The organism is Micromonospora sp. NPDC005171 (assembly GCF_040608575.1).
Lineage (GTDB): Bacteria > Actinomycetota > Actinomycetes > Mycobacteriales > Micromonosporaceae > Micromonospora.
Genome location: NZ_JBEXIM010000020.1, coordinates 66897 through 78719 on the forward strand (window position 1 = coordinate 66897; position 11823 = coordinate 78719).

Genomic DNA, 11823 nt, shown 5'->3' on the forward strand with positions numbered 1-11823 from the left:
TGCGCCATGTCCCGGAGTACGCTGGCCGCTCCCCCACCCACCTTCCGTCGTCTTTCAGGATGCGCCCATGTCCGAGTTGCTGACCGCCGACCGCATCGAAGAGATCGGCGCCCTGGGCTCCGAGAGCCCAGATCCGGCCGCGCTCGTCGCCGAGCTGGTGGGCGCCGTCGACGAGGGGCGCGTCGCGGATCCCGACGACACCGGGTACGCCCTGCTGGTCGCCGCGGACATCCTGGAGCAGGCCGGCGACCTGGCCGACGCGCTCGCCCTGGCCACCCGCGCCATCGCCGAACAGCCGGACGACAACGCGTACGCCCGAGCGGTGCGCGGCGGCCTGCTGCTGCGCCTCGACCGCTCGGACGAGGGCATGGCCGAGCTGACCGCCCTGCGCCCCTTGCTGGAGACCGACCCCGCGGCCACGTACCTGGTCGACGAGCTGGCCGAGTCCGGCCACGCCGAGACGGCGCTGGAATGGCTCACCGGGGCGCTGGACGCCATCCTGGAACGCACCCGCACCCAGCAGCACGCTTCCGAGGACGCCCAGGACGAGGCCGCCGCCATGATCTACGGCCTGGCCCAGCGGCGCCACGACCTGCGCGAAGAGGCCGGCCTGGCCCACGACGAGTACGACAACCTCGCCGACCGGCTACGCGCCGCGAGCACCCACGCGCTCGACGCCCTCGACGACGGCCCGGCGACGCTGCTCTTCTGGCCGGAGGCCGAGTTCGACGCGCTGCTGCTGCGTTGGCCGGCGCTGGCCGAAAGCTACCCGCCCACCTGGGACGAGCACCGCGCCCAGCTCGAACGCGCCCTCGTCGACGCCTCCGGCATGGGCGGCGCCGACCTGGGCGTGGTCGTCGGCACGGTCGCCGACCTGGTGGCCTTCGCCGAACGTACCGGAGGCGACCCCACCAGCGAGGAAACCCTCGACGAGTACGCCGACAGCCTCGACGAGGCCGGCGTGACCGCCTGGCCGCCCGGCCGTAACGACACCTGCTGGTGCGGCTCCGGGGCCAAGTACAAGAAGTGCTGCCTGCCGCGCTCGCGCGCCTGACCCTCCCCCGCCGCGTATGATCGGCACCCCCGCTCGACCGTCCGGCTCGACGATGGAGGCGATGACGTGACCACCCACGAGCAGCACGAAACGGTCGAGGACAGCCCGGTCGGCTGGGTCGCCAGCCACATCCGGCGCTACGTGCAGACCGACGGCGCGGACGGGGGCACCTTCCACGGCGTACCCTCGCTGCTGCTCACCACCCGCGGACGCCGATCGGGCACACTGCGCCGCACGGCCCTTATGTACGGGCGCGACGGTGACAACTATGTGCTGGTGGCGTCCAACGGCGGCGCGGCCAAACACCCCGCCTGGTACCTGAACCTGAGCGCCGACCCGACCGTGGAGATCCAGGTTGGCGCCGAGCGGATCGTCGGCCGGGCCCGGACCGCGATCGGCGAGGAGCGCGTCCGGCTGTGGCCGGTGATGACGAAGGTCTTCCCGACGTACGCCCGCTACGCGAAGGAGACCGACCGCGAGATCCCGGTCGTCGTCATCGAACGCGAACCCGCCGTCGATTGATGTCCGCAATTGCCTTTCGGGGCTAGGGTGACCGCAGGTAAGCACCCACTCCGGCAAGGAGGACCGTCGTGCGCCGCATCATCACCACCATCGCACTGCTCGGGCTGTCACTCTCCGTCATGCTGGCGCCGACGCCAGCGAGCGCGGCGAGCAGCGTCGAAGTCACCTCCGCGACCCTTGTCGCGCGCGGCGTCGCCGTGGACCTGACCCTCACCGTGGTCTGTCAGGCCGGCATGTCCGGCGCGTCGGAGCTGGTCCTTCGGCAGCGGTCGGGCGACCACGTGGCGTACGGGACGGGCTGGGCACCGCTGAGCTGTTCGGGCGAACCCCAGACCGTCACGGGACGGGTGTTCGCTGAGGCGGGCGGCTACGCCTTCAACCGGGGCGTGGCCCTGGCCAGTGGCCACTTCGAACTGTGCGAGCAGGAATACTGCGACTACCTGGACTTCAACAACACCGTCCGCGTCACCCGCTGACTCACGGTCGAGCCGTCGCTGTACGCCGCCGACGGGGCATCCGATGATCGGGTGATGAAAAGTAGGTCGAAGCTACCTCCGACACCTGTTTTTCATCACCTGATCACTGCCTCCGGGTCGAACAGCCGAACCCGTCCTGGGTAACGGGACCAGGCACGCCCGTCACCCGGCCCGCCACCGGCTGCCGCAGGTGGTTGGTGGACTGCGCTGCCACCACCCCTGGTCAGTTTCCCAGCGCTCGAACCTTGGCGATCGTCTCCTGCACGTGCTGCTTGGCCGGGTCGCCACCCTGGGACGCCTGCGCGAGCGCCTGACGGTACGAGTCGATCATGCCGACCAGCGGACTAGCGGCTACGCCTTCCAGCGCACCGGCGACGAGTGCTCGCGCCTCGGCTGCGTCCTGTGCCGCCGCTGCGGTCTTGGCCTTCGCCTCGTCCAGCTTCTGCGACGCCGCCGCCAACCTCGCGATGATCTGTGCTGCGCTCACGCGCACCTCCCCGTGGTCAACCATCGCCTCCACCACCGCACCGGCAGAGACCACATGGGAGCGTACGAGATCGGCGCACCCAACGCGACCGCCCGCTCGCTCCCGCGTCACCTGATGGCAGCGGTCGCCCGAAGCGAGACTCTGATGGAATTTGCCCACGCAAACTCCGACCGGGTTCGATGGCTACCGAGATCTTGGACAGTTTCCGTTAGGTCGGCGGGCCGTTCTAACGGAAACTGTCCAAGATCTGGAGCGACGCCACGGAATCGAGTCGTTCAGCGTTCGGCGACGATCACTCCGACGCCTTCCACCAAGCCCTCGATCGTGAGTGCGTTAATGGCCTGCCGAACGACGATGGCCGCTCGGCCTGCTCGAAGGCGAAGGTCGCACCGACCACGAACTCGACGACGTCCCGGTTGCCGCCGCGCGCCGGCGACGACTCAGCGCGCGACGCGGATCGGCAGCAGGCAGGCGCGCCCGTCGAGTCCGATCGGCAGGAAGCACGACAGATCGGAAGATCGACACGGGTTAGCCGAAGTCGGGGTATCCCGCCAGCACGGATACCCCAACTTCCGTAAATCCGAGTGGATCATGCCCGGCAACACGCCAGGCAGGCCCGGCAACGCACCCCAGGCCCGGTAGCTCGCCACGTGGCGGGCTACGGCGACGGCGGGCCGCTCTGTGCCCGGGTGATCAAATCGTGCAACGGCTTGGTACCGCTGCCGACCATCACACCGGTCACCACGGCATCGACCCAGACGGCCACCCCGTTCCAGTCGGCACCGGCGACCGCGTGCAGAACGTAGAACCCGCCGGCGCTGGACGCCACGGTGGCCAACCCGCTCGCGAGACCCCACGCGACGATGGTGCGGTTCGCCCTCGCCCGCGCGACCTTGGCGGTAGCCACGGCGACCGTCTCGCGGTCAGCCTCGGTGGGGCCGTCGACCCGGCTGTTCACGTCGGTCACCGTCCGGGACAACGCGGCCTCGGCGGCGCGTCCCGGCAGCCACCGTGAGAACGGTTCGAGGATCCGTTCGACAGCTGCTGCGAAGACCAACAGGGTGAGGAACACGCCAGTGGTGTCCTCGGGTTGGATCTTCGCCGCGGAGGCGCCGCTGCGCCAGATCAGCCAGCCGGCGACAGCGCCGACGGCGATCAGCCCGAAACCGGCAACCACCGCGCCCGCGCCGGCCTGCTGTGATGCGGCGACGACCGACAGCCCCGACTCCTGTTCGGAGCGAGGCGTCGCCGTTCCTGCGGCAGAATCGGCGTTGACCGGCGACGCCGCATTCCCGCCCCCGGCCGACCTCGACTCAACGTGGGTGGACGTCTGTCCCTGCAATTCCCTGACCAACCTTTCGCCCTACCGCTCACCAGACGCCGAGGTGTGACGATCCAGGGCCTTGGCAAGCGGATTGCGCGCACCGATAGCGCACGGGGCGCGAGACTACGGCACCGAGGAGAACACAATGGATGGCGGCATCGTCCGTCCAGGCGACCGTGGCGATCGAGGCGCTCCCGGCGACGGCGCACGGAGTGGAGTGGTCGGGTGCGGGCCGCCACACCAGGTTCGGGACAATGCCGGAGCGCAAGACCTCATAGACTCGCTGGTCGGGAAGCGGAGTGGTGCTGACAGCCTCAGCCACTCGACAGAGGCCGGCCAGGTGCCTAGGGGAGTGACGCGGGTTGACGTCTCAGAGGACAGGCACCAACACGGCCGGCCGTGGTCGCCGGGCTCGTGTCATCGGGCTGTCCGGCGGTCTTCTCGGGATTCTCTCCCTCCTGCTCGTCGCCACCGTGGCGACCGGTGACGGGCAGAGCATCCTCAGCAGCCTCCAGTCATCCTCGTCAGCAACTGACGTTCCCGAGCCGATGCCAGAATCGCAGGCGCCACTCGACCCGGCCTGCATCGCCAAGACCAAGGGCCAGGACGCGGTGGCGTTTTTCCAACGCGACATCCCCGCCGACGGATGGGGTGACCCGGTGCGCGGCACTGCCTCGACGACCAGCGAGCCCTACGTGCTGTGGCTCTTCGACGCTGACTGCGAGCCGCACAAGGCGATCGTTGTGCCACCGCGGACCAGCCGCACGTTCACGGCCCAGGTGGGTCAGGTCTGGTACTACGCCGAAGCGTCAGCGGGCCAACCCGGGGAGGGCTGCGCCTGCCGCGTCTTCAGCCCGTCGAACAGCGGCACCGCACAGAGGTTCAGCGACGCCGGCAGCATCACCTACCACCTGGACTAGCCGCCAACCGGGAACCGACTGGCCGAAGATCATCACGAGGTCAAGAAAGTCGCGGTATCCCGCCGGCCCGGACACCGCGACTTCAGCAAAGCCGAGTGGATCACGGCCGGAACAGCCCGGGAGCGCGCCGGGCCGGGTCGATGCCGGCGTGTCAGCGGCCCGACCAGGATCCGCCGCCTAACAGGCCCCGGTGTGCGGCGACGAGCAGTCGCCACTGCGGTGTCGCGAGGGTTCGCAGATCCGGGGTCACAACGGGCTCGCCGCCGGGCGCGCAGACCCCGTACACCTGCGGCGCGTTCGCCTCGGTGAGGAGCTGGTCGAAGTGGAACGAGCCTTCAAAGCCGAGCCAGACCACGGTCTCGCCGGCGGCACAGGCGACCCGCAGGCAGTGGGTCAGGTAGCGGTGCAGCAGCGGTGGCAGTTCGTCGAAGACCACGTCGTACTCGGTGACGCAGGCGTACCGATCGTCCCGCTCAAGGGAATAGGCCTGCACAGCGACCGGCACGACGTCGCCGTCGGCGAACTCCGGAACCCGGGCCGGGACGCCCGGCACGAACACGCTGACGACCGGCTGCGCGGCGAATCGCAGACCGGATGCCAGGTCGGCGGTCATCAGCGCAGGCCGCGGACCATCAGCAGGTACGCGCAGTAGGCCATCGGCACCAGCAGGAAGCAGATCAGGAACCCCAGCGGCAGGTATCGCGGCGGGGTGCCGGCGACCATCGCGGGCCGCCCCCACCGGCCCAGCACCAGGTACCCGCCGAAGAACGCCACCGCCGGCAACCCCGCGCAGATCCACGCGCCGAGGGTGAACCCGTCGACCAGACCGACGCCGGAGGCGAGCACCAGGATCAGCACGAGCACCCCCGCCGCCACGCCGCACCCGGCGTAGACGGCGACCGCCCGGGCCAGCGGCGACCACGTCGGCAGCAGCGCGGGCCGCTGGGCCAGCAACTCCGCCTGCTGCCCGTGCCGGTCGGCTTCGTCGGCCATCCGCCGGGCCAGCTCCAACTCCACCGCCGGGTCGGCCGCCGCCGCACGCTGCGCGGGCACCCCGCCGCCCGCCGGGCTCACCGCCGTCGGCAGCGCCAGCCGCGCCTCCCCCGCCGGCAACTGGGAATACGCCCCGACCCCCGCCACCCCTGGCGCGCCGGCTGCGCCGGCGGGTCCCCCGTCCCCGGTTCCGGGCGCGGTGGAGGGGCCGAACCCCACAGCTGAGCCCGAACCAGAGCCGGCAGCCGACACCGAGCCGGAGCCGGAGCCGCCAGCCGGCACCGAGCCGGAGCCGGAGCCGGAGCGGGCAGCGGACGCTGCACCGGAGCCGGACGGTGGGCCGGGCCAGGCGGCGGCCTCACCCGCCGTCCCCGGGCCCGAGCCAGGGGCAGGGGCTGGGGCTGCGGTTGGCTGGTCGATGCCGATGGCTCGACCGAGTTGGTCGAGGCGCTGCCCCTGAGCGGTCAACCGCTGCTGGAGGTAGTCGACGGCGGCGTGCAGGTCGCGCCGACGCGCGGACTCGGCGGCGGCGTGCTGTTCCCCGGCGCGGTGCTGCGCGGAGAGTTGCCGGGCCAGCGCCGCGTACTCCTCGAAGGACACTGTCACCGCTCCCCGTCCGGCTCGTGCCCGTCACCGACGAACGGGACGATCAGCCGGGTCCGCTGGTCGTGCCGGTCGATCAGCAGCGCCCGGTCGGCGCGGGGCGTGTAGGTCAGGTCGTGGGCGCCGAGGTGCAGGGCCAGCTCGGCGCCGGGCACGTTGAGCGCGACCAGGCAGGCGACGTCGTCGCGGTTCTGGGTGCCGCCGAGGTCGTCGGCGAGCCGGCGCAGCCCCCGCCACCAGCCGAGCAGGTGCACCCCCTGCCCGGGGCCCTGGCGCAGGACGGTACGCAGGTCGTCCAGGCCGGAGCGGAAGGTGCCGGGGTCGGTGGCCCCGAGGACGGGCGCGGCGGCGTCCATGCCGAACACCACAAGGTATTCGCGGCCGGCGGGCTCGGCGGCCAGCGCGGCGATCCGGTCGCGCAGCCCGGCCGTGTCGAGGCGCTGCACCGGGTGGCCGGCGGCCCGCAGCACCGTCTCGGTGTCGTCGGCGACCGGGTCGGCGGCGGTGACCAGGCAGGCCAGCTGGAAGCGGGCGTCGCCGGGGGCGTGTTGGCGGGCCAGGCTGAGCGTCGCCGCGCGCAGCACGTCCGCGCCGGTCGGTGCGGTGCCCACCACGGCGAGGTGCCGGCCGGGGGTGGTGTCCATCAGGAACAGTGCTGTGGTGCCGTGCACGTCGACGGTTCGGCCGACCAGGGCCATCGGGCGTCGACCACCGGGGCGCAGCCCGGCGAACGTGGTGTCGTCCTCGATCCGCGCGGCCTCGTACCCCTTGAAGACCGCTGGCGCCCGCGAGCCCGGCGGGCGGGCCTGCCACAGCTCATGGCGTAGCGCGGCGAGGTCCGCCGCGGCGGCGTGCGCGTCCGGGAAGCGCAGCACGGTGTCCGCGCCGACCGCGCCGGCCGCGGTGTTGACCACGGCCGAGCCGACCGGTAGGGCCGCGGCGGCGGCGTTGAGCTGGTCGAGCACCCCGCCGCCGCCGGGCAACGCCACCCGCAACGCGAACTGCCCGAAGATCGCCTCGGCCCGCCCGTAGAGGGCTTCGATGCCGGTCATGCTCTGGCTGGCCAGCACCAGGTGGATGCCGTACGAGCGGCCCTTGCGGGCCAACTCCTCCAGCAGGTCGACGGACTCGCGGGCCAACGCGTCGTTGCCGGCGAGCAGGACGTGGAACTCGTCGATGACGGTCACGATGCGCGGCAGCGGATTGTCCCGGGGCAGGTCGGCGAGCTTGGTGACGCCGTGCCGTTTGAGTGCGGTGGCCCGGCGCTGCGCCTCCCGGCGCAGCTCGCGCAGCACGGCGAGACCGTACTCGCGGTCGGACTCGATGCCGACGGCACGGGCGTGCGGCAGCCAGGACGGGTCCCGACGGGTGGGCACGAACTCGGTGAAGCTCACGCCCTCCTTGAAGTCGAGCAGGTAGAGCTGCAACTCGGCCGGCGAGTAGCGGGCGGCCAGCCCGTAGAGGACGTCGAGGAGGAAGACCGTCTTGCCGGCGCCGGTGCGCCCGCCGACCAGCCAGTGCGGGGTGGCGTCGTCGAAGGCGAGCGTCAGCGCGGTGCCCCCGGCCCGGCCGATCACCGTCCGCAGGCCGTTGCCGACGGACTCGGCCCAGCGCTGTTCGGGCAGCAGGTCGGTGAAGGGCAACGCGTCGGCGCGACGGGTGGCGGTGCCGAGGTGTTCGGCGAGCGCGCGTACCGAGGCGGGCGGCGGGTCGCCGTCGAGCAGGACGGGTGCGGCGAGCCCGCTGCCGTCGGCGCTGAACGGGGTGCCGGGCGGGTCGCCGACGTGCGCGTACCCCTGGTTGAGCCGCACCGCTGTGGTGCCGCCCAGCGGCGGCGGGGTCTCGCCGGGCAGCCGGGACGGGTGGCCGGCGAGCAGCACGCACACGGCGGCGGCCGGGCCGGCGTGGGTGAGCGCGGCGAGCCGGGCCAGTTCGCGCGGCGGCGGCGCGGCGGTGGCGACCACCACCAGCAGTCGGCGGGCGGCGGGCTGACCGTGTTGCGCGGCGCGGGCGTGCTGCTCGGCGGCGTCCACCAGCGCGGCCACCTCGGCCTCGCTGGTGGCCGGCGGGTCGAGCACCCCGGCGTCGAGCAGTGGGCGCAGCGGGCCGAAGGTGGCGCCGAGCGCGGCGGTGTCGATGCCGGCGACGCGGACCTGACCGGGCGGCGCGGTGGCGACCAGCCGCAGCACCAGCGCCCGCAGCAGCCCGGCGACCTGCGGGTCGCGGGCGTCGGTGTCCACTGCCAGGTGGTGGCCGCCACCGAGCGGGACTAGCACCGGAAAGCTGCCGTCCGCTGTGGACGCCTCGCCGATCCGCACCGCGACCGGCTCGTCGGTCAGCGGCGTGACGCCCGGGGCGGGGGTGGCCAGGGCAGCGCCGAGGCGGGCGAGGCGGGTCACCAGGTCATCGGCGCCGACCGGCGCGGCGGAGGTCGGTGCCGACCCCAGGGCGTTGCGCGCGGTGTCCAGATGCGCCCGAGCCGCCCGGTGGGAGTTGACCGCCTGCCCGTACGCCGACGCGAGCCTGCCCACCCTCTGCCCCCAACGCCACGGCCGCCTGGTCCCAGGAACCCTAACGGACACCGGCGGCACCCGGACAGTCCTGCGAGGACGTGTCACGCCGGACCGGTCAGGCGGGGCCGCACGTCGTCGGACCGGACGCGTCGGCCGCCCCGCAGCGGAACACCTCCACCGGCGTCCTCGCCACGTCGGGCACCTGCTCCACCCGCATCAGGGCCAGCCGCTTGTCGACCGGCTCCCCCGAGTCGGGTGTGAACCGGATCAGCCCGGCCACCCCCGGGTAGCCCTGGCCAGCGTTCTGCCGGAGCACCTCGGCGTGCACGCCCACCGGGTTGACCGAATCCGGCTCCCAGCGTTGCCGGGGGTCGGCGTGGTGCAGCCGGGCGGCGAGGCTCTCCACCGCCCGGACCAGCATCATCGACGCGTCGTAGGCGAGGCTGACGCGCTCGCCGACCTGTTCCTCGGAGCCCGGCCGGCAGCGCGGCGGGTCGAGCAGGTCGCCGGCCTGGATCCAGGACAGGAAGCTGGCCCGCGCGTCGTCGTCGCGCCGGTCCTGGGCGGCCCGCAGCGCCGCGCACGTGGCCAGGGACGCCTTGGAGACGTACGTGACGGGCAGGTTGCCGGGCGCGGCGGCGCGCAGCCCCGGGTTGGCCATGTACCTGTTGGCCGAGTCGTCGGCGACGAGGTGCCGGGGCGGGTTGCCGCCGCACTCGCGCAGCGCCCGCAGGAAACCGTCGAACTCCGACCACCGTCCCGCGTAGAAGAGCAGCCCGGGGTAGCCGCACTCGTCGGTCAGTCGTTGTCCGGTGCGCCACTCGTCGAGGCGGGTGATCCGCGGCCCGAACTGTTGTCGGAGCCCGTCGACGAGGGTGCCCACGTAGAGGTCCTCGGTGAGCGAGCTGCCCTCCAGTGTGGTGTAGAAGACGTGCGCCTCGTTGACCTTCAGCACCTGCTTGGCGTACGCGTCGACCAGCTTCACCTGGTCCTTGTTCGGCGCGGAGATCTGCAGGTAGAGGCGGGAGTTGGCGTCCATCTTGTCCGCGGAGAGGGTGGGCGCCAGCACCGGCAGCCCGACCTGGTTCAGCTCGCGCAGCGCGCGGGCGGTGCTGCTGCGGCTCTCCACCAGCCCGACCACCCCGAGCACAGTGGGGTCGTCCCGGGCCAGCTCGGCGAGCATCGCCACGGCCCGGTCGGCGTAGATCATCTGCCGGCCGCCGTTGGCCACCACGATGCGCAGCAGCGCCGCGCCGTCGGCGCCGGCCGACTCCTTCAGCAACGCGTACTGGGCGGTGGCCATCCCCTCCAGTTCCTCACGCTCGGAGACGTACGACTCCTCGTCCGCGCGGGTCCGGTTGCCGGTGAGGGTGCCGAGGTAGACAAGGGTGAGGAAGGGCCGTCGTCGGTCGCTGCGCTGCCAGACCTCCTCGGCGGCGCGGTTCTGCGCGAAGATGCGCTCCTGGACGGTGCGCAGCCGGTCCTGGCCGGGGTCGTTGTTGAACACCTGCGCGGCGCTGTCGCTGTAGCCGACACACTCGCCGCTGGCGACCACCTCGACCGATACCTGGCCGGTGAGGGTGGGGTGACAGCCCGGCCCCCACCGGCTGGTCACCCACAGGCCGAGCGCCGCCACCAGCACCAGGCAGAGCGCCGCCGGCAGGAAGCGCCGCGACCACCACGGCGGGTCGGGCGCGGAGAAGGGCCGCAACCCGCCACGGGACGGTGGGCCGGTGTCGGTCTCGTCGGGACGCAGCGCCACCAGCCAGGTGGCCGGGCGGCGCAGCCGCCGCATCTCCGGCAGCGCCCCGGCCCACTCGTCGTACGCCTCGTCGGCCTCTGTCAACGGGTGCGGTTCGGGCAGGTCCGGTGGGGGTTGCCCACCGGACGCGACGATCAGCAGCGGGTCGTTGCGGCCGGTCTCGGTGCGGACGTCGCCGATCAGGCGGACCAGCTCCCCGCCGACGTTGCCGGGTGCGACGTTGTCGACCAGCAGCGCCGGGTACGCGGTGCGCCGCCAGTCCGACGGACGCCACGGCCGACGCCGGTACGCCTGCCGCAGGTCCTCCAGGAACGCGTGCAGCAGCAGCTTGTTGACCTGGTCGGGTTGTTCCCCGTCGCGCCAGCCCGCGGTGAGGCGCTCGGCGAAGCCGAGGAAGGTGACCGACTGCCGGGGCGCCAGGTACTGCTGGCGCATGAACCAGTTGTAGTGCCGCCCGAGCACCGGCACCCGACCGGAGACGGCAGCCCGGAAGACCACCCCCGGCACGGCGCGACGGACCAGCCAGAGCAGCACCTGCGAGACGATGCTCACCGCGTCGCCGCCGGACGGCAACGCCTCCGGCGTGCGCGGGCCCTTGCGGTCGCGCAGCCGGCGGACCAGGGCGGCGCGGCTGTCGTCGGCGTCCACGCCCAGGCTCAGGCTCTGCTGCATCAACCAGTCGGCGAGCGGATAGTGCCGGAAACGCAGTCGGGCGGCGCCGAAGGCCTCCAGGGAGAGCTGCCGGTGCAGTTCGCGCAGCAACGCCGGCACGTCCCCGGCGCCGGGCGGCACCTCGGCGTCCAGCACGGCGTGCGGGACCCGCCGCCGAGGGCCCTGACCGAGGAACCGGCGCAGCGGCACCATCAGATCCGCGGTGTCGGAGCGGACCAGCCACAGCAGCGGCAGCCGGCGGTCACCGCGACGGGGTCGCCGCAGCAGCCGGGCGAGCAGCGCGAACAACTCCAACCCGCCGGGTGGCAGTCGCTCCCGGCTGGCGGTCGACTGCCGTTGGCCGATCAACTCCCGCTTGGGCAACTCCGACCGCCGCACGTGTCACCTCCGATCAACTCAGTGTGACCTTGTGACGCAAGGCACGCCAGATGCCGGCGTCCGATCATAGGTGTGGCGGGCCGGCGACGTTCACAGTTGTCGATTAGGTTGGCGTGGCG

General features: G+C 72.7%; 10 protein-coding genes. 4 read left to right on the forward strand and 6 right to left on the reverse strand.

Annotated features, from left to right (window positions below; all coding sequences use genetic code 11):
• The first annotated feature begins 67 nt into the window (after positions 1 to 67).
• The 3 genes from ABZU74_RS22215 to ABZU74_RS22225 all read left to right on the forward strand — a co-directional run bounded on the left by ABZU74_RS22215 (position 68) and on the right by ABZU74_RS22225 (position 2052).
• On the forward strand, positions 68 to 1054 hold the full coding sequence (locus tag ABZU74_RS22215) for an SEC-C metal-binding domain-containing protein (RefSeq protein WP_355426934.1): 987 nt from the start codon (positions 68 to 70) through the stop codon (positions 1052 to 1054).
• A 66-nt stretch (positions 1055 to 1120) separates the two neighbouring features.
• Complete coding sequence (locus ABZU74_RS22220; protein WP_355426937.1) at positions 1121 to 1576, forward strand: nitroreductase family deazaflavin-dependent oxidoreductase; 456 nt, start codon at positions 1121 to 1123, stop codon at positions 1574 to 1576.
• A 68-nt stretch (positions 1577 to 1644) separates the two neighbouring features.
• Positions 1645 to 2052 carry a hypothetical protein gene (locus ABZU74_RS22225; protein ID WP_355426940.1) on the forward strand — a complete coding sequence of 136 codons (408 nt, stop codon included), beginning with the start codon at positions 1645 to 1647 and terminating at the stop codon, positions 2050 to 2052.
• A gap of 223 nt (positions 2053 to 2275) precedes the next feature.
• On the opposite strand, the gene ABZU74_RS22230 is transcribed toward ABZU74_RS22225, so the two are convergent.
• Positions 2276 to 2539, reverse strand: a complete 264-nt coding sequence (locus ABZU74_RS22230; protein WP_355426943.1) for a DUF6244 family protein — start codon at positions 2537 to 2539, stop codon at positions 2276 to 2278.
• A 658-nt stretch (positions 2540 to 3197) separates the two neighbouring features.
• Complete coding sequence (locus ABZU74_RS22235; protein ID WP_355426945.1) at positions 3198 to 3716, reverse strand: hypothetical protein; 519 nt, start codon at positions 3714 to 3716, stop codon at positions 3198 to 3200.
• Positions 3717 to 4411: 695 nt separating this feature from the next.
• Here ABZU74_RS22235 and ABZU74_RS22240 point away from each other — a divergent pair.
• A complete protein-coding gene (locus ABZU74_RS22240) occupies positions 4412 to 4783 on the forward strand; it encodes a hypothetical protein (protein ID WP_355426947.1) in 372 nt (123 codons plus the stop codon).
• 151 nt (positions 4784 to 4934) lie between these two features.
• Here the strand turns inward: ABZU74_RS22240 and ABZU74_RS22245 are convergent, their stop codons facing one another.
• From ABZU74_RS22245 to ABZU74_RS22260, 4 genes are all read right to left on the reverse strand, one after another.
• Entirely contained in the window at positions 4935 to 5396 is a 462-nt protein-coding gene (locus ABZU74_RS22245) for a hypothetical protein (protein ID WP_355426950.1), read from the reverse strand.
• Entirely contained in the window at positions 5396 to 6382 is a 987-nt protein-coding gene (locus tag ABZU74_RS22250) for a hypothetical protein (protein WP_355426953.1), read from the reverse strand. Before ABZU74_RS22250 ends, ABZU74_RS22245 begins: the two co-directional genes overlap by 1 nt.
• Positions 6379 to 8910, reverse strand: a complete 2532-nt coding sequence (locus tag ABZU74_RS22255) for an FtsK/SpoIIIE domain-containing protein (RefSeq protein ID WP_355426956.1) — start codon at positions 8908 to 8910, stop codon at positions 6379 to 6381. Before ABZU74_RS22255 ends, ABZU74_RS22250 begins: the two co-directional genes overlap by 4 nt.
• Positions 8911 to 9007: 97 nt before the next feature.
• Entirely contained in the window at positions 9008 to 11704 is a 2697-nt protein-coding gene (locus ABZU74_RS22260) for a hypothetical protein (RefSeq protein WP_355426958.1), read from the reverse strand.
• Between the last annotated feature and the right edge of the window lie 119 nt (positions 11705 to 11823).

Bases quoted from the DNA above. Each gene is read 5' to 3' on its own strand.
- ABZU74_RS22215 (WP_355426934.1), top strand. From the start codon at position 68: ATGTCCGAGTTGCTGACCGCCGACCGCATCGAAGAGATCGGCGCCCTG.
- ABZU74_RS22240 (WP_355426947.1), top strand. From the start codon at position 4,412: ATGCCAGAATCGCAGGCGCCACTCGACCCGGCCTGCATCGCCAAGACC.
- ABZU74_RS22245 (WP_355426950.1), bottom strand. From the start codon at position 5,396: ATGACCGCCGACCTGGCATCCGGTCTGCGATTCGCCGCGCAGCCGGTC.